General features: G+C 74.6%; 6 protein-coding genes and 1 pseudogene. 3 read left to right on the top strand and 4 right to left on the bottom strand.

Annotated features, from left to right (window positions below; translation table 11 throughout):
• Positions 1-49: 49 nt before the first annotated feature.
• Together ACFRCG_RS19090 and ACFRCG_RS19085 are read left to right on the top strand one after the other, a co-directional pair.
• Entirely contained in the window at positions 50-7,789 is a 7,740-nt protein-coding gene (locus tag ACFRCG_RS19090; RefSeq protein WP_380033026.1) for an SDR family NAD(P)-dependent oxidoreductase, read from the top strand.
• Positions 7,789-11,964 carry a type I polyketide synthase gene (locus ACFRCG_RS19085; RefSeq protein ID WP_380032915.1) on the top strand — a complete coding sequence of 1,392 codons (4,176 nt, stop codon included), beginning with the start codon at positions 7,789-7,791 and terminating at the stop codon, positions 11,962-11,964. Before ACFRCG_RS19090 ends, ACFRCG_RS19085 begins: the two co-directional genes overlap by 1 nt.
• An 81-nt stretch (positions 11,965-12,045) precedes the next feature.
• On the opposite strand, the pseudogene ACFRCG_RS19080 reads toward ACFRCG_RS19085, so the two are convergent.
• Positions 12,046-19,671: pseudogene (locus tag ACFRCG_RS19080) on the bottom strand (SDR family NAD(P)-dependent oxidoreductase); the annotation flags it as partial.
• Positions 19,672-19,961: 290 nt separating this feature from the next.
• Positions 19,962-20,732: a TetR/AcrR family transcriptional regulator gene (locus ACFRCG_RS19075; protein WP_380032913.1), complete on the bottom strand. Its 771-nt coding sequence runs from the start codon at positions 20,730-20,732 to the stop codon at positions 19,962-19,964.
• Between the two features lie 147 nt (positions 20,733-20,879).
• Between ACFRCG_RS19075 and ACFRCG_RS19070 the strand changes: the two genes are divergently transcribed.
• Positions 20,880-21,329 carry a DUF1707 domain-containing protein gene (locus ACFRCG_RS19070; RefSeq protein ID WP_380032911.1) on the top strand — a complete coding sequence of 150 codons (450 nt, stop codon included), beginning with the start codon at positions 20,880-20,882 and terminating at the stop codon, positions 21,327-21,329.
• Between the two features lie 35 nt (positions 21,330-21,364).
• Here ACFRCG_RS19070 and ACFRCG_RS19065 read toward each other — a convergent pair whose 3' ends face one another.
• A complete protein-coding gene (locus ACFRCG_RS19065) occupies positions 21,365-21,907 on the bottom strand; it encodes a GNAT family N-acetyltransferase (protein ID WP_380032909.1) in 543 nt (180 codons plus the stop codon).
• A 124-nt stretch (positions 21,908-22,031) separates the two neighbouring features.
• Positions 22,032-22,256, bottom strand: coding sequence for a hypothetical protein (locus tag ACFRCG_RS19060; RefSeq protein WP_380032907.1), 225 nt, complete (start codon positions 22,254-22,256; stop codon positions 22,032-22,034).
• Positions 22,257-22,416 lie beyond the last annotated feature (160 nt).

Below are 22,416 nucleotides of genomic sequence, written 5' to 3'. Positions count from 1 at the left end.
GGACCGCGACCCGCCGGACAACCACAAGCTGGTCGGCTACCTCAAGCGCGTGGCCGCAGAACTGCACGACGCACGCGCGCAGTTGCGTCGCGTCGAGGAGCGGGACACGGAGCCCGTCGCGATCGTCGCGATGGCCTGCCGCTTCCCGGGTGGGGTGGCCTCGCCCGAGGACCTGTGGCGCCTGGTGGCCGAGGGGCGCGACGCGATCGGACCGCTGCCGACCGATCGCGGCTGGGACGTGGACGGGCTCGACGCCGTCGCCGGGAGCCGGGTGCGACAGGGCGGATTCCTCGACCGTGTGGCCGACTTCGACCCCGAGTTCTTCGGCATCTCGCCGCGCGAGGCCCTGGCGATGGACCCGCAGCAGCGCGTCCTGCTCGAAGTGGGCTGGGAGTTGTTCGAACGCGCCGGCCTGGACCGCGCCGCCGTGCGCGGCAGCCGTACCGGCGTCTTCGTCGGCGGCGGCTGGACCGGCTACGGCAGCGACCTGGGGGAGGTGCCCGACGGCGTCGGCGACCACCTGGCCACGGGGACGATCATCAGCGTCCTGTCCGGCCGCCTCGCCTTCGTGTACGGACTCGAGGGCCCCGCCGTCACCGTCGACACCGCGTGCTCGTCCTCGCTGGTCGCCCTGCACCTCGCCGTCCGGGCGCTGCGCGGCGGCGAATGCACGATGGCGCTGGCCGGCGGGGTCACGGTGATGCCGCACATGGGCGTGTTCGGCGCGCACGGTCGGCAGCACGGCATGGCACCGGACGGCCGATGCAAGGCCTTCGGCGCCGGCGCCGACGGCACCGGCTGGTCCGAGGGCGCCGGACTGCTCCTGCTGGAACGGCTCTCCGACGCGCGCCGCGCCGGCCGGCGGGTACTGGCCGTGGTGCGCGGCAGTGCGGTCAACCAGGACGGCGCCGGCAGCGGCCTGACCACGCCCAACGGCCCCGCGCAACGCCGGGTGATCCGGCAGGCGTTGGCCGACGCCCGGCTCACCCCGGACGACATCGACGCGATCGAGGCGAGCGCCACCGGCACCCCTCTCGGCGACCCGATCGAGGCGCGGGCCCTGCTGGCCGGCTACGGGTCGGGCCGCGACCCCCGGCAACCCCTGTGGCTCGGCTCCCTCAAGTCCAACGTGGGCCACACCCAGTCCGCCGCCGGAGTCGCGGGCGTGATCAAGACGGTCATGGCGCTGCGCCACGGCGTGCTGCCCAAAACACTGCACGCGGACGAGCCGACGCCGCACGTGGACTGGTCGGCCGGCACCGTACGCCTGCTGACCGAGGCGCGGCCGTGGCCCGACACCGGGGAACGGCCGCGCCGGGCCGGGGTCTCGTCCTTCGGGATCAGCGGCACCAACGCGCACGTCGTCGTCGAACAGGCTCCGGACGAACCAGAGTTCGAGTCGGAGCGGATCGCGGTCGTGAGCCGGCCGCCGGCGCCCTGGGTGTTGTCGGCGCGCGACGAGCAGGGGCTGCGCGCACAGGCGGAACGACTGGCGGCCCGGGTCGCCGCCGAGCCCGACCTCGTGCCCGACGATGTCGCCTACTCGCTGGCCACCACCAGGACGGCACTGGCCTGCCGCGCCGCGCTCACCGCCGCCGACCTCGACGGCTTCGCCACACGGCTACGGGCCCTGGCCGCCGGCGAGGGGACGGTGGCCATGGCCGCACGGGACCCGCGGCCGGTCTTCGTCTTCCCGGGTCACGGCCCGTCGTACCGCACCGACCCGTTTCGCGAACTGCTCGACACGAGCCCGGAGTTCGCCGCGACCATCGCCGAGTGTCAAAGCGCGCTCGACCCCTGGGTCGACTGGTCGATCGCCGAGCTGTTGCGCGCGGCGGACGAGCGGGCGCCGACACGGGTCGACGTCGCCGAGCCCCTGTCGTGGGCCGTGGCGGTCGCGCTCGCCCGGCTCTGGCAGGCGCACGGCGTGCGACCCGCCGCCGTGGTGGGCCACGGCCCCGGCGAGATCGCCGCGGCCTGCGTCGCGGGCGGCCTGACCCTGGCGGACGGCGCCAAGGTGGCCGCCCTGCGCGGGCGGGCCCTGCACGAACTGGCCGGCACCGGCCGCACGGTCGCGGGCGCGGTGTCGGACCACACCCCGAACGCGCCCCACGTGGAGGCGATCCGCGCCCGGCTGACGCGGGATCTGGCCGACCTCGCGCCGATGCCGGCCACCGTGCCGTTCCACTCCTCGACGACCGGCACACCGGCGGACACCGCCGTGCTCGACGCCGACCACTGGTGCGGGAACCTGCGGCGGCAGGGGCGCTTCGACGTCGTCGGCGGCCTGTTGGTGGAGGGGCACGACGTCTTCATCGAGATCGGCGTCCACCCGGTCCTCACCACCGCGTCGGCCGATACGATCGCCGCCGCCGAGGTGCCGGCGGTCGTGCCGGCGACGCTGCCGCGCCGGGCGGACGGTTCCGGCGGCTTCGCCGAGGCCCTGGCCGCCGCGCACGTGCACGGGCTCGGCGTCGACTGGCGGCATCTGTTCGACGGGTGGGCGGTGCCGCCGCGCCGGGTGGATCTGCCGACCTACGCGTTCCGGCGTCGGCGCTTTTGGCCGGCGATCGTCGGTGGCGGGGAGGCCGGCGGCGGACATCCGCTGCTCGGCGCCCGACCCGCGCGCCTCGACGCCGGGCCGGCCGGCATCGACGGCGGCGCGCCGGTTCGGGGCAACTCCACGACGGAGGACGGTGATCGGGACGTCGACCGCTTCGTTCGCGAACTGCTCGCCCTCGACGCGCCGGCGCGCGAACGTGCGCTGACCCGGCTGGTTCGAGTCCAGGCCGCGGCGGCCCTCGGCTACGACAGCGCCGAAGCCGTCGACCCGGACAGCCCGTTCAAGAGCCTCGGCGTCGATTCCGTCATCGCCCTCGACCTGCGCAACCGCCTGGCCGCACACATCGGCCGGCAGCTGCCCGCCACCCTGGTCTTCGACCACCCGACGGTCGTCGCACTCGCCCGACACCTGCGCACCGAACTGCTTGCTCCGGAAGACGAGTTCCCGACGCGTTCGGCACCGGCCCCGGCCCGCGTCGACCACGAACCGCTGGCCATCGTCGGCATGGCCTGCCGCTTTCCGGGCGGCGTAGGCTCGCCCGAGGACCTGTGGCGCATGCTGGCCGACGGCCGCGACGCACTGACCGACTTCCCCACCGACCGCGGATGGCCGCTCGACGGGCTCTACCACCCCGATCCCGACCACCCCGGCACCAGCTACGTGCGCTCGGGCGGCTTCGTCGAGCACGCGACCGACTTCGACGCGGGCTTCTTCGGCATCTCGCCGCGCGAGGCGTTGGCGATGGACCCGCAACAGCGCCTCCTCCTGGAGACCTCGTGGGAGGTGTTCGAACGGGCCGGGATCGATCCCGCCACCCTGCGCGGCTCCGACACAGGCGTGTTCGTCGGCGCCGTCGACATCGGCTACCCGACCGGAATGCGCGTCCCCGACGAACTCGGCGGCTACCTCGGCACCGGGAACGCCGCGAGCGTCGCCTCCGGCCGTCTCGCCTACACCTTCGGCCTGGAGGGACCGGCGATCACGGTCGACACGGCCTGTTCGTCCTCGCTGGTCGCGCTGCACCTGGCCGGGCAGGCGCTGCGTGGCGGCGAATGCTCCATGGCGCTGGCCGGCGGTGTCACGGTGTACGCCAACCCCGCGGCGTTCGTGGAGTTCAGCCGGCAGCGGGTGCTCGCCGCCGACGGCCGGTGCAAGCCGTTCGCCGCCGCCGCCGACGGTACCGGCTGGTCCGAAGGCATCGGCATGCTGCTCGTCGAACGACTGTCCGACGCGCGCCGCAACGGCCACCGCGTCCTGGCGACCATCCTCGGCTCGGCCGTCAACCAGGACGGCGCGAGCAACGGCCTGACCGCGCCCAACGGACCGGCGCAACAACGGGTGATCCGGCAGGCGTTGGCGAGTGCCCGACTGACCGCGCGGGACGTGGACGCCGTCGAGGCACACGGCACCGGCACCGCCCTCGGCGACCCGATCGAGGCCCAGGCCCTGATCGCCACCTACGGCCGGGAACACCACGCGGACGAGCCGGTCCGGCTGGGCGCGCTCAAGTCCAACATCGGGCACACCGCCGCCGCCGCGGGTGTGGCCGGAGTGATCAAGATGGTGTTGGCGATGCGGCACGGCGTGATGCCGAAGACGCTGCACGTCGATGCGCCGACGCCGCATGTGGACTGGTCGGCCGGCACGGTGGAGTTGTCGACCCAGGCGCGTCCGTGGCCGGAGACGGGCCGGCCGCGTCGGGCCGCGGTGTCGTCGTTCGGGATCAGCGGGACGAACGCGCACACCGTGCTCGAATACCGCCCGCCCGAGCCGCCGTGCGTCGAGGGGCGGGCCGATCCGGGCGTACTGCCGTACCTGCTCTCGGCCGCGACACTGCGGGCGCTCGCCGCCCAGGCCGAACGGCTGCACGCGCATCTCACCGCCGAAGGAGCGGAGTTCGCCCCGGCCGACCTCGCCGCCGCGCTGGCCGGCAGCCGTGCCGCACTGGAGCACCGGGCGGTGGTGACGGCCGCGGACCGGGCCGAGTTGCTGGCCGGCCTTGCCGCCCTCGCGGCGGGAGACCCGATCGGCACCGTGACCGTCGGCCTCGCACGGGCGGACCGCCGACCGGTGTTCCTCTTCGGCGGCCAGGGCGGTCAGCGGGTCGGGATGGGGCGTGAACTGCACGCCGTCCATCCGGTGTTCGCGGCGGCCTTCGACGAGGTCGTGTCCGCGTTGGACGACCGGTTGGCCGGGCACGTGGCGCATTCGGTGCGGGACGTGGTCTTCGGGACGGAGGGCACCGAAGGGCTCCTGGACGAGACGGTGTTCGCCCAGGCGGGGTTGTTCGCGGTGGAGTGCGCGCTGTTTCGACTGGTCGAATCGTTCGGCGTGCGGCCGGAGTTCCTGCTCGGGCACTCGATCGGGGAGTTGGCCGCCGCACACGTGGCGGGCGTGTGGTCGCTCGCGGACGCGGCGACCGTCGTCGCGGCGCGTGGGCGGTTGATGCAGGCGCTGCCGGCGGGTGGGGCGATGGTCGCGGTGCAGGCGACGGAGGACGAGGTTCGCAGCGCCTTGGACGGGCGGGGCACGGCGTGTGTGGCCGCCGTCAACGGGCCTGTGTCCGTAGTGGTTTCGGGGGACGAGGACGCCGTACTGGCGGTCTCCGCTCGCTTCGCGGAGCAGGGTCGACGGACCAGGAGGCTGCGGGTCGGCCACGCGTTCCACTCGGCGCGGATGGAGCCGATGCAGGCCGAATTCCGTGCCGTGCTGGCGGGTGTCTCCTACGCCGACCCGCGGATTCCGATGTTGTCCAACCTCACCGGCGCCGTCGCCGGCGACGGCGAGTTGGCGAGCCCGGACTACTGGCTGCATCAGGTACGCGAGCCGGTCCGCTTCGCCGACTGCGTCGCGTCGGTGCGGGCTTCGGGCGATCTTGTACTGGTCGACGTCGGGCCCGACGGGACGTCCACCGCGATGGCCCGCGAATGCCTCGGCCCGGCCGTCCGGACGCCGACCGCCGAGACGCCGACCGCCGATACACCGACCGCCGAGACGCCCTCCGTCGCGCTGCTGCGCCGGGACCGGCCGGAACGGGCCACGTTCACCGCCGCCCTGGGTGCGCTGCACGCATACGGGACACCCGTCGACTGGTCCGCCTCGCTCACCGGGCGCGGCTCGGCGGTCGACCTGCCCACCTACCCGTTCCAGCGACAGCGCTACTGGCTCGACCCACTGCCCGACGCGCGCACGACCGGCGACCCGGACAGGTGGCGGTACCGCGCCGAATGGACCGCGTGGACCGAACGATCCGACGCCGAACCGATCGGCACCTGGCTCGTGGTGAGCCATCCGACGAGCCCGTACACGGACACCTGCGTGCAAGCGCTCGAAGGGCGCGGTGCCGCCGTGACCCGGCTTCGGGTCGACGCGACGGAGTGCGATCGCGGCGTGCTCGCCGGGCACCTGCGCCGCCTCGGCCCGCTCGACGGTGTGCTCTCGCTGCTGTCCGACCTGCCGGGCGAACCCGCCGACCTGCCGGGACTGTCCCACGGCCTGGCGGCCACCCTCGCCCTCGTCCGGGCGTTCGCCGACACCCGTCCCGGAGGCAGATTGTGGTGCCTGACCTCCGGCGCGGTATCCGTCGCGGAGGGCGACCCGCTCGGCGCTGCCGACCAGGCCGGGATCTGGGGATTCGGCCGCACCGCCGCGCTCGAACTGCCCGGCCTCTGGGGTGGTCTCGTGGATCTCCCCGACGGCACGCGGCCCACGGTCGACACCGTCACGGAGGAGGCCGACGCCGCCGACGTCCGGTCCCGGCTCGCCGACGTGCTCGCACAGGGTGCCGAGGACCAGGTGGCGATCCGCGCCGACGGCGTCCACGTACGCCGCCTGGTCCGCGCGCCCGACTCCACCGGGACCGCCGACCGGCCCTGGCAGCCCACCGGCACCGTACTGATCACCGGCGGTACCGGCGGCCTCGGCGCGCACGTGGCGCGCTGGGCGGCGGGCGCGGGCGCGGAGCGGGTGGTCCTGGCCGCGCGTCGGGGTGCGCGGGCCCCCGGGGCGAAAGACCTCGCGGCCGAACTGTCCGGCCTCGGCGTCGCCGTACTGGTCGAGAGTTGTGACACGGCCGACCGGCACGCGGTGGAGCGTCTGGTCGAGCGCGTCGACGCCGACGGGCCGCCGCTGAGCGCGGTGGTACACGCCGCCGGGGTGGCCCAGGCCGCGCCGATCGCGGACACCGATCCGGTCGAGGCGGCGCGCGTCATCGCGGGCAAGGCCGCCGGCGCCGCCCACCTGGACGCCGTGCTGGGCGAGCGCCCACTGGCGGCGTTCGTGCTCTTCTCGTCGATCGCCGGCATCTGGGGCAGCGGCGGTCAGGGCGTCTACGCGGCCGCCAACGCACACCTCGACGCGCTGGCCCGGGACCGGCGCGCCCGCGGCCTGGTCGCCACGTCGATCGCCTGGGGCCCGTGGGCCGGAGGCGGCATGGTCGAGCACGCCGACGGGGACCGGCTCGCCCGGCTCGGCCTGCGCGCGATGGACCCGCGGGCCGCGGTGGCCGCGATGGCCCGTGCGGTGGGCCGCGGCGACGCCGACGTGGTCGTCGCCGACGTCGATTGGCCCGCCTTCGCCGCGAGTTTCACGTCCTCGCGCCCGAGCCCGCTGCTCCGCGGCCTGCCCGAGGTCGACGCCGCGCTCGCGGCACCGGGCGCCGGCGCCGGCGCGGCGGACCCCGGCCTGATCGGGCGGCTGGCCGCGGCGGGACCGGCGGAAAGCCAGACGATCCTGCTCGACCTCGTACGCGGCCAGGTCGCGGCCGTCCTGGGCCACACCTCGGCCGGGCGGATCCGGGCCGACCAGGCGTTCGGCGACCTGGGCTTCGATTCGCTGACCGCCGTCGACCTGCGCGACCGGCTCGGTCGGGCGACCGGCGTCGAACTGCCGAGCACGCTGGTGTTCGACCACCCGACACCCGTCGACCTGGCCGCCCGACTGCGGGCCGCGCTGACCGACGGCGACGCATCGGTGCTCACCCCGGTGCTGGCCCAACTCGACGGCCTGGAAGCCGCGTTCGGCCGGGTTGCCGACGAGGACCCGCAGGTCCGGGCCCGCGTCGTACTGCGCATGCGCCGCTTCGCCGAACGGCTCGGCGCCCTCGACCGGGACGACACCGCGACCCCCGACGGAGCCCGAGTCGAGGCCGCATCCGACGACGAACTGTTCGCGCTGCTCGACGACCATCTCGAAACCCCCGGGCAGACCCCGAAAGGTGACCACTGATGAGCGGCGGCGAAGACCGACTTCGGGACTACCTCAAGCGCGCGACCGTCGATCTACAGCGGGCCCGCGCCCGGATCGCCGAGTTGGAGCGGCCACCCGAGCCGATCGCCGTGATCGGCATGGCCTGCCGCTACCCCGGCGGCGTGCGCTCGCCCGAGGACCTGTGGCGGCTGGTCGCCGATGGCGTGGACGCGGTGAGCGGCTTCCCGAACGATCGTGGCTGGGCCGTGGACGAGCTTTACCACCCCGATCCCGGACACCGGGGCACCAGCTATACGCGCGAGGGCGGATTCCTGTCCGGAGCGGGCGAGTTCGATGCCGGCTTCTTCGGGATCTCGCCGCACGAGGCGCTGGTCATGGACCCGCAGCAGCGGCTGCTCCTGGAGACCTCGTGGGAGGCGTGCGAACGGGCCGGGATCGATCGGCGTGCCCTGAAGGGCAGTTCGACCGGAGTCTTCGTCGGCGGCACGCCCAGCGGCTACGGCTTCGGGGTCGAGCGCCTGCCCGACGGGGTCGAGGGATACGCGCTCACCGGCGGGGTGGGCAGCGCGATGTCGGGCCGGGTGTCCTACGTGCTCGGCCTCGAAGGTCCGTCGGTGACCGTGGACACCGCGTGTTCGTCCGCGCTGGTGGCGCTGCACCTCGCCGTGCGGGCGCTGCGCGGCGGCGAGTGCACGATGGCGCTCGCGGGCGGGGCGAGCGTGATCGTGAACCCGGCCGTCTTCGTCGAGTTCAGCCGGCAGGGCGTGTTGTCCGCCGACGGCCGATGCAAGTCCTTCGCCGCCGCGGCCGACGGCACCGGGTGGGCCGAAGGGGTCGGGATGCTCCTGGTCGAGCGGCTGAGCGACGCGCGCCGCAAGGGGCACCCGGTACTGGCCGTGGTGCGCGGCAGCGCGGTCAACCAGGACGGCGCGAGCAACGGCCTCACCGCCCCCAACGGCCCCGCGCAACGACGGGTGATCGAGGCGGCGTTGGCGAACGCGGGCCTGGCCCCCGCAGACATCGACGCGGTGGAGGCGCACGGTACCGGCACCCGGCTCGGCGACCCGATCGAGGCCCGGGCGCTGATCGCCACGTACGGCGGCGGCCGGGACCCCGAACGGCCGCTGTGGATCGGCTCGGTGAAATCCAACATCGGGCACACCGCCGCCGCCGCGGGCGCCGCCGGGGTCATCAAGATGGTGATGGCGATGCGCCACGGCGTGCTGCCCGGTACGTTGCACGTGGATGCGCCGACTCCGCACGTCGACTGGACCGCGGGCGCCGTCGAAGTACTCGCCGAGGCCAGGAGTTGGCCCGGCGACGGAACACCGCGCCGCGCCGGCGTGTCGTCCTTCGGGATCAGCGGTACCAACGCGCATCTGATCCTCGAACAGGCCCCCGAGGCGGCCCCGGTCCCCGACGGGGAAGGGGAGCCCGCCGCACCGGTGTTGACCGACCCCGCCGTGCTGCCGTTCGTCCTGTCCGCGGACAACCCCGAGGGCCTGCGGGCCCAGGCCGCGCGCCTGGCCGCCCACCTGGACACCGACGCCGGCCGGGACGCCGGGCTGCCCGACCTGGCCCACTCCCTGCACGTCACCCGATCCGCTCTGGACCACCGCGCCGTGGTCCGGGTCGACGACCGCGACCGACTCCGGAAGGCGCTGGCGGGCCTCGCCGCCGGCACCCCGACCGCCGCGGTGACCCGGGGCCAGGCCCGATACGGCGAACGCGTCGTGTTCGTCTTCCCCGGCCAGGGCTCCGAGTGGGTTCGGATGGCGGTCGAACTGCTCGACCACGCACCGGTGTTCGCCGCACAGATCGCGGCGTGTCAGCAGGCCCTCGCCCCGTATGTGGACTGCTCCCTCGAAGAGTGGTTGCGCGCCGATGCCGACACCGCACAGGCGTGGTTGACCCGCATCGACGTACTGCCGGTGGTGTTGTGGGCGGTGATGATCGCCCTGGCCGAACTGTGGCGCGCCTGCGGTGTCGAACCCGCCGCCGTGGTCGGCCACTCGCAGGGGGAGATCGCCGCCGCCTACATCGCGGGCGCCCTGACCCTGGCCGACTCCGCGAAGATCGTCGCCCTGCGCAGCAGAACCGTCGTGGCACTGGCCGGCCGCGGCGGCGTGCTCTCCGTCGGTGAACCCGCCGCCCGGGTCGCCACACGGTTGGGACGGTGGCCCGGCCGGTTGTCGATCGCCGTGCTCAACGGCCCCGTCTCCACCGGGGTCTCCGGCGACACCGCCGCCCTCGACGAACTCTCGGCGGAATACGCGGCCGAGGGCATCCGCCACTGGCGCATTCCCACCACCTACGCCTCGCACAGCCCCCAGGTGGAGGAGATCCGCGACGGGTTGGTCGACGCCCTCACCGGGATCGAACCGCGCCCGGCCCGCATCCCGTTCTATTCGACGGTCACCGCCGGCCGACACGACGCCGGCGAACTCGACGCCGACTACTGGTACCGCAACCTGCGGCAGACCGTGCGCTTCGAGGAGACCGTACGCAACCTGGTCGACGCCGGACACACCGCCTTCATCGAGATCAGTCCGAATCCCCTGCTGGTCCCGGGCATCGAGCAGATGCTGGACGAAACGGACCGCACCGCGGTCGTGCTCGGCACACTGCGCTACGGCCGATCGGACGTGGCCCGATTCCTCGGCTCGCTCGCCGAGGCCCACGTGCACGGGCTGCCGGTCGCGTGGAGCGCGGTCCTGGGCGCCGACTTCGGCCGGCGGGTGCCGCTGCCGACGTACGCGTTCCGACACCGGCACTACTGGCTGGAGTCCGGCGGCGGCCGGACCGGCGCGGACGAGGCCGGGCTCGCCCCCGTCGACCATCCGCTGCTGCGCGCCGGCACCACGTTGTCCGACCTCGGCCGATCGGTGCTGACCGGGTCGATCTCGGCGCGTACGCACCCCTGGGCCGCGGAACACGCCGTCGGCGACACCGCCGTGTTGCCCGCGACGGCCCTGGTGGAGCTGGCGATCCGGGCGGGCGACGAGGTGGGCTGTGGCCGCGTCGACGAACTCGACCTCGACGCACCGGCGATCCTGCCGCCGACGGGTGGAGTGCGGCTGCAGGTCGTGGTGGGCCCACCGGACGAGACGGGCCGTCGCGAACTCACCGTGCACTCGCGCCCGGTGGGCGACGAGGCCGCGGATGACGGGGGTTGGCGGCGCAACGCCACCGCCGTACTCGATCCGCGGGTTGCCGCCGCGGACTTCGACCTCACCACCTGGCCGCCGGCCGACGCGGTCGCGGCGGACACCGATGCCGTCCGGGACCGGGCTCGGGCCGACGGCCGGGCGTACGGGCCCGGCTTCCAGGGCCTGGAGCAGGTCTGGCGGGTGGGCGAGGAGGTGTACGCGGAGGTCGCGCTGGGGGAGCGGGAGCGCGCCGAGGCCGGGCGCTACGGCCTGCATCCGGTGCTGCTCGACCTCGCGCTCCGGCCGTACGACCGGACCGACTCGGGTGACGCGCACGACGGGGTCCTGCTGCCGTGGACCTGGCGCGGCGTCTCGCTGCACGCCTCGGGAGCGCGGCGGCTGCGTGTGCGGCTCGTGCCTCGCGGCGCGGACGCGGTCACCGTGCTGGTGGCCGACGCCATGGGTGCTCCGGTGTTGCGCGCCGAATCCGTCGAACTGCGCCGGGTCCGGGTCGAGCGGGCGATCGGCGCGGATGTGCCGCGCGGCCCCGCCCGGGCGCCGGCTCGGCGGGTGGCGGTGGACGACGCGACGGGCTCGGGGCCCTCGCTCGGGCGGCGGTTGTCCGGACTGTCCGCGGCGGACCGCGAGGACGTCCTCGTCGACCTGATCCGCGCGCAGGTCGCCGCGGTCCTGGGCCACGGGTCGGCGGGCGCGGTGGATCCGGACCGGGCCTTCCGCGACCTCGGCTTCGAGTCGGTCACCGCCGTGGAACTGCGCAACCGCCTCACCGCCGACACCGGACTGCGGCTGCCCGCGACGCTGGTCTTCGACTACCCCACGTCCGTCGACCTGGCGCGTCGGCTGCTGGCGGATCTGGCTCCGGAACCGGCCGGGCCGCCGCCTCCCGGCCCGGGGGCGCCCGCAACATCGCGCGTCGGCGGCCCGCCCGCCCACGACCGCACCGAGGAGGCGGTGGCATCGATCGCGCGGATGGACGCCGACGACCTCGTACGCCTCGCCCTCGACGGCCTCGACGAACTCTGACAACGAGACCGACCCGGACGAGCGGCGGCGGCGGCTGTCGACGGGCGTGGGCGCAGTGGGTCGGGGGGCGTACGGGCGGCGTCAGTGGGATGCGCCGAGCCAGTACGGCTCGCGTTGGAATGGGTAGGTCGGCAGGTCGACGCGGCGGGCGGGTACGTCCCGGAACAGCGTGGCGGGGTCCGGGGCGGCGCCGGCCGTGTACAGCCTGGCCACCGCCAGCGCCACCGCGCGAGGGGCGGGCAGTGTGTCCGACAACAGGTGCACCGTGCCCGGTCGGTCGCGGCCGGGAGCGCCGAGCACCACGACGAGGTCGGTGTCGAGTGTTCCGGTCGTCGCGTCGGACCCCTCGCCCGAGGCACCGGCGAGCAGCGCGGCGGCGTCGATCCGCGCGCCGCCGCCCGCCGCCAGGACCGGAACGCGCGGTGGCGCGACCGCGCGGTCGTTCGGGTCGGCGCTGCCCCGGACGGCCACGGCGGCGGCCTGACGCAGGGTCAGGATGCCGCCGAGATGGGCGGCGGCGAGCCGGCCCGCGCCGCGCCCGGCGATGGCGTCCGGGCGCAGCCCCAGGCCCTCCAGGAGCCGGTACGCGGCGACATGTGCCGCGAACGCGGCCGCGCCGGCGTGCGGTTCGGCGTCCTTGCCCGGTGTGGGCAGCGGTTGATCCAGGTGGGGGGCGAGGGCGTGGGCGGCCTCGTCCCAGGCGTGCGCGTAGGCCGGGAACGCCGCGTAGAACTCGGCCTCGGCGGCGGCCGAGCGCTCCTCTGCGCCGGGCAGCAGCGCCACCAGGCGGGCGTCGTCGCCGGCGGCCCGGCCGGTGACCACGGCCGGATGCGCGCTGCCGGCGGCCAACGCGGCCAGGGCGTCCAGGAGTTCGGCCCGCTCCGTCACCGGGATCGCGGCGCGCTGCTCGAACACGGTGCGGGTGGTGGCCAGCGCCCGGGCCACTTCGGCCGCGGTGACGGTGTCCGGGCCGGCCGCCAGGTGCTCGCGCAGCCGGCGGGCCTGTGCGGCGAGCGCGGGTGCGGTGCGGGCCGACAGCAGGCACGGCGGCGAGGACGATCCGGCCTCGTGTACCGGCGTGGTGGACTCCTCGGGCGGCTGCTCCAGGATGAAGTGCACCTTGGTGCCGTTGCCGCCGAACGAGGACACCCCGGCGCGGCGCGGCCGTCCGGTCTCCGGCCACGGCATCGCCCGATGGGGCAGGGCGATGCCGCTGTGCTCCCAATCGACGTCGGGCAGCGGCTCGGCGGCGTGCAACGCCTCCGGTATGACGCCGTGCCGCATCGCCAGGATCGTCTTGATCACGCCGACCACCCCCGACGCGGCGTGGGGGTGGCCGATGTTCGCCTTGACGCTGCCCACCCACAGGGGCCGGTCGGCGGGACGGTGCCGGCCGTACGCGTCGATGATCGCCTCGGCCTCGACGGCGTCGCCGAGCGGGGTTCCGGTGCCGTGCGCCTCGACCACGTCGATGTCGGCCGGGCCCAATCCGGCCTCGGCGAGCGCCAGTCGCATCACCCGGCTCTGCGACGGGCCGTGTGGCGCGGTCAGCCCGTTGCCGGCGCCGTTGTGGTTCAGCGCCGAGCCGCGGATCACCGCGAGTTCCGGGTGCCCGCGGCGCCGGGCCTCGGAGCGGCGTTCGACGATCAGTACGCCGGCGCCCTCGCCCCACCCGGTGCCGTCGGCGGCGGCCGAGAACGACTTGCACCGGCCGTCGGGCGCGATGCCGCCGAGGTTGTCGAAGGCGGCCGGGAAGGCCAGCACGGTCACCCCGCCGACCAGCGCGGAGTCGCACTCGCCGCGCCGCAGCGCCTGGCAGGCCAGGTGCAGGGCGACACCGGAGGACGAACAACCGGTGTCGACGGTGAGCGTGGGCCCCTCCAGACCGAACGTGTAGGCCACCCGGGCGCAGGCGAACGTCGGGCCGGAGCCGGAGGACACGTAGGGCAGGCTCGCCGGCGGAACCGCCCCCGGGTCGAAGACATAGTTCTGGTAGAAGGTGCCCAGGTAGGCGCCGACGCGGCCGGCGTCCACCCGGCGGGGGTCCTGTCCCGCGCGCTCCCACGCCTCCCACGCCAGTTCCAACAACAACCGCTGCTGGGGGTCGATCACCAGCGCCTCGTCCGGCCCGATGTCGAAGAACGCCGGGTCGAAGCCCGAGGCGCCGGTGATGAACCCGCCCTCGGGCAGCAGGCCGACGCCGGGCATGGTGTCGATCAGGGCGGCGAACCGGCCCCGATTCCAGCCGCGGTCGTTTGGGGCGGGCCCGATCGCGTCGCCGCCGGCCGCCAACAACTCCCAGAGCGCTTCCGGTGATTCGATGCCGCCGGGGAGTCGGCAGCTCATCCCGACGACGACCACCGGATCGTCCTCGCCGACCGGCTCGGCGCGACGGCGCGCGGCGCCGATCGGGGCGGGTTCGTCCGTATCCCCGGTGAGTCGGGCGCGCAGGTGTCGGGCGACGGCGCCGGGTGTGGGGTGGTCGTAGATCAGGCCGACCGGCAGGCGCAGTCCGGTGCCGGCGGCCAGCCGGTTGCGCAGGTCGACGGCGTTGAGCGAGTCGAAGCCCAGTTCGCGGAAGGGCCGCCCCGGGCCGACCGCGTCGCCGTCGGGGTAGCCGAGGACGGCGGCGGCCTGGGCGCGGACGAGGTCGAGCAGGATCCGGGTGCGCTCGGCGGGCGGTTCGGCGGCCAGTCGGGCGGCGAGGTCCGCGCCGTCGCCCACGCCCGTGCCCGCGCCGACGGCACGGCGCAGCGGGGCGCGGATCAGGCCGCGGTACAGCGGCGGCGGGGCGCTGCCGGCGAGTCGGCGCGCGAAGGTGTCCAGGTCGATGCGCAGCGGTACGAACAGCGCGGTGTCGCTGCCCAGCGCGGCGTCGACGACGGCCATGCCCTCCGCCGTCGACAGGGCCAGGACCCCGGCGTCGGCCATGCGCTCCCGGTCGGCACTCGACATGCGGCGGGTCAACTCGCTCAGCTCCGCCCACGGGCCCCAGGCCAGCGAGGTGGCGGGCAGGCCGTGCGCGCGGCGGCGGGCGGCCAGGGCGTCCAGGAAGGTGTTGGCGGCGGCGTAGTTGGCCTGCCCGGGGGTGCCGAGCACGCCGGCGGCCGAAGAGTAGAGCACGAACGCGGCCAGGGGCGCGTCGCGGGTGAGTTCGTCGAGGTGCACGGCCGCGTCCACCTTGGGGCGGAAGACGGCGGCCAGGCGCTCGGGGGTCAGCGCGTCCACGACGGTGTCGTCGACGGCCGCCGCGGTGTGCACGACGGCGGTGAGGGGATGCTCGGCGGGGATGGCGGCCAGGACGGCGGCGAGTGCGTCCCGGTCCGCGGCATCGCACGCGGTGATGGTGACGTGGGCACCGAACTCGCGCAATTCTGCGGCCAGTTCGTCGGCACCGGGGGCGGTGGGGCCGCGTCGGCTGAGCAGGGCCAGGCGCCGGATGCCGTGTCGGGTCACCAGGTGGCGGGCCACGAGTCCGCCGAGGGTGCCGGTGCCCCCGGTGATCAACACGGTGCCGTTCGGGTCGAGCGGGGTGTGTTCGGGCGCGGGCGCCGTGGTGGCCCGACCGAGCCGGGGTACGCGAAGCGTGCCGTCGCGGACGACCAGCCGGGGTTCGTCGACGGCCAGGGCGGTGCGGAGCGGATCGGCGGAGAGCGCGGCGGCGGGGTCGGCGTCGGTGGTCGCGTCGTCGTCGAGCAGCAGCAGGCGTCCGGGGTGCTCCGCGGCGGCCGAGCCGACGAGTCCCCACAGGGGCGCGAGGTCCGGGTCCGGGATCTCGCCCGCGTGTACGGCGACCGCGCTTCGGGTGAGCAACACCAGCCGGCTGTCGGCGAGTCGGTCGTCGCGCAGGAACGCCTGCACGGTCGCCAGGACGGCGCGGGTGGTGGCCTCGGGTCCGTCGTCGCCGGTCGGGATCGGGACGACGACGACATCCGGGACGGGGGCGCCCGCGGCGACGGCGGCGCTCAGCTCTCCCAGGTCGCGGTGCACTCGAACCTCGGCGCCGGCGGTGCGCGCGCCGGCCGACAGGCGGACGTGGTGGGGGTCTTCGGTGAGCAGCGCCCACACCGTCGGTGCGTCGTCCGGCACCGCGACCACCGGGACCCACTCGACGCCGAACAGCAGGTCGGGCGGGAGCGACGTGGCCGGGTCGGCCGTGGCGACTCGTTCGAAGGCCACCGGGCCGAGGTCGGCGAGGGGTTGCCCGGCGGCGTCGGCGAACGCCGCGGTGACCGTACCGTCGGCGCCGGGACGAAGGCGGACACGGGCGGTGTCGGCACCGACGGCGTGTACGACGACCCGCCCGAGCGAGGTGGGCAGCAGGTCGCGGCCGCCGCCGCCGTCGTCCGGGGTCGGTCGGGCGAGCCGCCAGGCCCGGAGCGCGGCGTCGAACAGCGCGGGATGGATGCGGTAGCCCCGTACCTCGCGGGCGTCGACGTCGAGCGCCACCTCGGCGAACACCTCGTCCCCGCGCCGCCACAACCCGCGGATCACCGCCGCGTCGGACACGCCCTCCCGGTCGGGCGGTACGAGCGCGTCGGCGTCGCGCGGCGGCCACTCGTGCTCCGCCGCAGCCGGAGGCCGCGCCGGTTCGGCGAGGGCGGCGCCGGCGTACCGGACCCAGCGGCCGTCCCCGACGTCGGGGTGGCGGGCGTGCACGGTGAGCGTACGGGCGGCGACGGTCACCTGGATCCGGGTGGCCCCCGTCGGGGACACCACCAACGGGCGGTCCAGGGTCAACGCCGCCACCGCGCCGCGCACTTCGTCGGCGGCGCGCACCGCCAACTCCGCCAACGTCCCCGCGCCGAGCGTGGGGATGCCGCGCGGATCGGGTCGCACACACGGGTCGAGGGCGTCGACGGCGCCGGTCAGGACGACCTCGTCGCGCTCGGCCGACTCCAGCACGGCACCGAGGATCGGGTGCTCGGCGGCCTCCAGTCCGAGTGCGGCCGGCTCGCCGGCCGGGCCGCCCGGCAGCAGCCAGTAGCGGGTTCCCTGGAACGGGTAGGTGGGCAACTCCACGTCGGCCGTGTCGATCTCGGCGAACAGCGGACCGAGGTCGACCCGTGTGCCGCGCACCGCCGCCTCGGCCAACGAGGCACGAAACCGCAGCAGGGAATCGTCGTCGCGGCGCAGCGTCGCGACGGCGACGGCATCCGCCTCGGTGCTCTCGACGCACTCCTCGACGGCCGCCGTGAGCACCGGATGCGGCCCCATCTCGATGAACACACCGTGCCCGTGTTGTCGGAGCAGTGCTCGCACACCCTGCTCCAGCAACACGGGCCGGCGCAGATTGCGGTACCAGTAGTCGGCGTTCAGGTGTGTGGTGTCGATCCAGTCGCCGGTGACGGTGGACCACATCGGCACCTCGCCGTCACCGGGCGCGATGTCCGCGAGTTCGGCCGTCAGTTGCTCGCGCACGGCCTCGACCTGGGGCGAGTGCGAGGCGTAGTCGGCCGCGATGCGGCGCACCCGCACACCGTCGGCCTCGCAGGCCCGGACGAAGGCGTCGACCCGGTCCGGCAGGCCGGAAACCACGGTGGAGCGGGGGCCGTTGTGGGCGGCGAGGGACAGTTCGCCACCGGTGCCGGCGATTCGGGCCAGGACCTCGTCGGCGGACAGGGCGACCGAGGCCATCGCGCCGCGACCGGACAACGCGGCCACGGCCCGGCTGCGCAGTGCGACGACCTTGGCGCCGTCGGCCAGGGACAGCGCGCCGGCGACGCAGGCCGCGGCGATCTCCCCCTGGGAGTGGCCGAGCACGGCGGCCGGCCGCACACCGTGGTCCTGCCACAACCGGGCGAGGGAGACCATGACCGCCCACAGCGCCGGCTGCACGAGGTCGACCCGGGCGAGCGCGGCCTCGTCGTCCAGGATCCGACCGAGCGGCCGGTCCAGCCACGGTGCCAGGGCTTCCTCGCACGCGGCCAAGTGGGCGGCGAACGGCGGGCATTCGGTGCGCAGCCGGGTCGCCATCCCGGTCCACTGGGAGCCCTGTCCGGGGAAGACGAAGACCACCTTGCCGCGGACGGTGGCCGCCCCCTCGACCGACAGCGGTGACGCGGCGCCGGATTCGAGCGCGCGCAGCGGCTCGAAGGCCCGGTCGAGGTCGTCGACCAGGACCACCGCCCGGTGCTCGAAGGCGGCCCGACGACGCGCCAGTGCGGCGCCGACCGCGACGGGGTCCGGCCGGGGATCACGCGCGCACCACGCGGCCAGTTCCCCCGCGCGTGCCCGCAGCGCCTGCGGGGTGGCCGCCGACAACAACCACGGCACCGGTCCGCTGTTCAGCGGACCGTCGGGCCGCCGCTCGCGGGGTACGGCCGGCGGCGGATCGTCGGCGGGGTCGGCCTGTTCGAGCACGACGTGCGCGTTGGTGCCGCTGACCCCGAACGAGGAGACCGCGGCGCGGCGCGGCCGGTCGGTGTGCGGCCACGGGTGGGCCTCGTCGGCGAGCCGGACGTCGCCGGCCGACCAGTCGATGTGCGGCGAGGGCGCGTCGATGTGCAGGGTGCGCGGCACCTGCCCGTGGCGCAGCGCCAGAACGGCCTTGATCACCCCGGCGACCCCCGCCGCGCCCTGGGCGTGTCCGATGTTGGACTTGACCGACCCGAGCCACAACGGCCGTCGCGGATCGCGTCCCTGCCCGTAGGTGGCCAGCAGGGCCTGTGCCTCGATCGGGTCGCCCAGTGCGGTTCCGGTGCCGTGCGCCTCGACGAGGTCGATCTGATCGGGCGTCAGTCCGGCGTCGGCGAGGGCGGCTTGGATCACCCGCTGCTGGGACGGGCCGTTGGGCGCGGTCAGTCCGTTCGACGCGCCGTCCTGGTTGACCGCCGAACCGCGCAGCACGGCCAGCACCCGGCGGCCGTTGCGGCGGGCGTCCGACAGTCGCTCCACCAGCAACAGGCCCGCGCCCTCGGCCCACGTGGTCCCGTCGGCCGCGGCGGCGAAGGGTTTGCAGCGGTTGTTCGGGGCGAGCAGGGCCTGGTCGCCGAAGCCGTGGAAGATGGCGGGGGAGGCCATCACGGTCACCCCGCCGGCCAGGGCCAGCGAACATTCGCCGGAGCGCAGCGCCCGAACCGCCAGGTGCAGTGCGACGAGCGAGGACGAGCAGGCGGTGTCCACCGTGACCGCCGGGCCCTCCAGGCCGTAGACGTAGGAGAGCCGGCCCGAGAGCACGCTGCTGGACGCGCCGCTGAGCAGGTAGGTGGCCACGCCCTCGGGCACCTCGGCGACGCCGTTGCCGTAGTTGCTGACCGTGGCGCCCACGAAGACGCCGGTGGAGCTGTGCTTGAGCGAGGCCGGCACGATGCCGGCGTTCTCCAGGACCTCCCAGGAGGTCTCCAGGAGCAGTCGTTGCTGGGGGTCCATCGCCAGCGCCTCGCGGGGCGAGATGCCGAAGACGGAGGCGTCGAAGAGGTCCGCGCGGTCGAGGAATCCGCCCTGGAGGTGTGGGCCGATGCCGAGCCCGGCCGCGGCGAAGTCGAGCAACTGCCGTTCCCAGCCGCGATCATCGGGCGGATCGCTGATGGTGTCGACGCCGTCGACGAGCACCCGCCACAGATCCCGGGGAGAGGACACCGACCCGGGCAGGCGGCAGCCCATCCCGACGATCGCGATCGGCTCGCCGGCGGCGGCGGTCAGTTCCGCGTTGTGCGCGCGCAGCCGTTCGTTCTGCGTCAGAGCCGCCCGAAGCGCCTCGACGAGCCGATCGGAGGAGGCATTGGCAGGCGGGGATGTGGCACTCACGCCGAACTCCGCTCGTCGCAGTGAACAGGCCGGCACCGGCACGGGCCCCGGCGGAGAACAGAACGATCCCCAACCTAATCGCCACGATCCGCGATCCCCGACCCCACCTTCCCGCCGTGCGACCCCTGCCCACTTCACGCCAACCCCTCACGCCCCCAGGCCCCACCCCGGCCTCCGGCCACGCGTCGCATGTGGGGTGTCGGGGCCGGGGTGCTCGTCGTGTGGCCGGTGGGGCGAGGAAGTGCCGGTCACGGTCGGGGAATGCCCGCCAGGCCCCGGATGAAGATGTCGAGACCGAATTCGATCCTGGCCTCGCGGTCCCCGCTGATCAGGTGCGGCAAAAGCGCGACCAGCGTCGGGAAACGTTCCGGCGGTAGCGCGGCGATCACCTCGCCGAGATACGCCTGCGCCATCGCCATCGGATTCTCGCCCTCCTCGGCGCGCGACAGGTACAGCGCCGCCTCGAACACGTCGGCCGATATGTAGAGCTGAAGCACGTCCAGCACCCACGCGCTCGCCTGCTCCGGCACGCCGCCGCCGCGCATGACGGCCAGCAGCCCCTCGCTGATCCGCAGGGCGTTGGGCCCCGACGGGATCGCGGCCAGCGCCGCGCGGCCCAGGTCGCGGTGCGAGGCCAGGACGCGGCGGAAGTCCAGCACGACCTCCCTGAGTTGCTCCTGCCAGCGGGCGGGGTCCGGCGTCGGGATCCGCACCTCGCCGAGCACGTGGTCCAGGACCAGTTCGAGCAACTCCTCCTTGCCCGACACGTGGACGTACAACGACGCCGGCCCGGTCTGCAATTGTTCCGCGACCCGGCGCATGCTCACCGCCTCCAGCCCGCCGGCGTCGAGCACGGTCAGCGCGGCGGCGACGATCGAGTCCCGGCTCAGCGGCGGTCGTACCGGCCCCGCTCGACGCCGCCGCCACGGGGGCGCGGGCAGGTCCGGTACGTCCGCGCCGGTGGATTCCGGTTGCCGGTCGCCGTCGGTGGGAGGCGCGGTCCGCGACGTTTTCGCCATGTGATGCCCGTCCTGCGTCGATCGAGGGTTGCGATCAGCGTAGTTGACCCGAACACTGGCAGATGAAGGAACGTCGTTCGTTGCAACGAACGCCATTCGTAAAGGAGTTGCCATGTACTCGGACACCACCGGCACGGGAGCCACCCGATGACGTACGACATCGGCGTCGCGGTCCGCGAGGACGACCGCGACGCCGCGGCGGACCTGCTCGCCGTGCACTATGCCCTCGGCACGCTGGACAAGGAGACCCTGGACGCCCGCCTGAGCGACGTGCTCACCGCCGCCACGACCACCCAACTGTCCCTGGCGACGGCGGACTTGCCTGCGTTGCGGCAAACTCCCGCGCCGCCGTCCCGGGCCACCCGCCGACGGGACGAACGTCCGGGCCGCACCGACTCCCGACACCCGGCTCGGTCGTCCCACCACGTTCCCGGGCGGCATCGAGGCGGCCACAAGTACGCCTTGGCCGCCCTACTGGTCGTCGTTCTGTGCCTGGTCGTCGACGACCCCTCGGCCCGAATCCTCGTCGCGATCCTCGTGGCGACGGCCCTCACCCGAAAGCTGCACCACCACCGGCATCACCACCGGCGGGCCTGACCACCGACGGCGGTCGCGAGGTATGCGTCGGCCGGCTACGCGCGGTCTCGCAACACCTTGCGGAACAGGATGCCCGCGCCACCCTCGAAGGTGACCCCGGGGATCTCGAAGTCTCGGGTCTCCTCGTGGAATCCCATGCGGGCGTGCAGTGCGATGGAGACGCGGTTCCGCGCGTTGCAGAAGTACCGGGCCTCGGGGGCGTGGGCTTCGATCCAGTCCAGACGGGATTGGGTCAGACTCGTTCCCACCCCGAGGCGGCGGGCGTCGGGATCGACCACGACGCCCGCCAGGTAGTAGCCGGTCGGCGCGGTCGCGGCGTCCAGCCGGACCACGCGCCCGTACCCGACCACGCCGTGATCGGCGCCGATCGCGACCAGAAAGCACCCGGTGGACTGCCGCAACCATCCGCGAACGAGGGCCTCGAAGTCGACCACGCCGGCGCCGTCTCCCGCGTGCCGCCGGGTCAGGACGGCGCATCGCTCGACGTCGGCCACGGTCGCACGGCGCACCGATATCGGCATGGCGCGTGGTTGCCGGGACCCGCCCTCGGAGGTCTCGAAGTCGGCGAACTCCGGCATTGCTCGACCTGTTCTCGCGATCCGGACGTGGAAATGTACGGGAAATCTACCGCGTCACGGGTTTCGCGGGCCGGGCGTGGTTGTTCGGTCGCCGGTCGGGCCCGTTCCGGCGGTGTCGGGGTCGTCATTCGGTGGGGGCGATGTCGGGGGTGGGGCGCTCACCTGCCGTGATGGCGGACTTGCCGCCGATGGCCGACATGCACGCGGGGCACAGCAGGTCGGACAGGGCGTCGTCGACCGCCGCGGTGGTGTGGTCCGGCAGTCCGACCCCGCACGCGGCGGTGCGGAAGTGCGCGACGGCGTGCCACCAGCGGGTGTCCTTGCTTTCCACTGCTCGCAGGATGTGCATGACAACCTCCTGGGTGTCGGATCATCGGCCGTCGTCCATGCAACTACCGCCGCTCGCCGGCCGCACCCGCACCGTGGAGGCGCGCCCGGCCGCGGAGCCGGGCAGGCGGGACGGCGCCCGGGACCGGCGCACATCCACCGGTGTCGGCCGAACGAGTGCG

The sequence above is a fragment of the Embleya sp. NPDC056575 genome (assembly GCF_042793325.1).
Classification (GTDB): Bacteria; Actinomycetota; Actinomycetes; order Streptomycetales; family Streptomycetaceae; genus Embleya.
Note: the sequence above shows the minus strand (reverse complement) of the source record. Positions and strands in the feature narration are given on the sequence as shown.

What these genes read in the sequence shown, in the direction of transcription:
- ACFRCG_RS19085 (WP_380032915.1), top strand. Translation starts at nt 7,789, where the DNA reads ATGAGCGGCGGCGAAGACCGACTTCGGGACTACCTCAAGCGCGCGACC.
- ACFRCG_RS19065 (WP_380032909.1), bottom strand. Translation starts at nt 21,907, where the DNA reads ATGCCGGAGTTCGCCGACTTCGAGACCTCCGAGGGCGGGTCCCGGCAA.
- ACFRCG_RS19070 (WP_380032911.1), top strand. Translation starts at nt 20,880, where the DNA reads ATGACGTACGACATCGGCGTCGCGGTCCGCGAGGACGACCGCGACGCC.
- ACFRCG_RS19060 (WP_380032907.1), bottom strand. Translation starts at nt 22,256, where the DNA reads ATGCACATCCTGCGAGCAGTGGAAAGCAAGGACACCCGCTGGTGGCAC.
- ACFRCG_RS19075 (WP_380032913.1), bottom strand. Translation starts at nt 20,732, where the DNA reads ATGGCGAAAACGTCGCGGACCGCGCCTCCCACCGACGGCGACCGGCAA.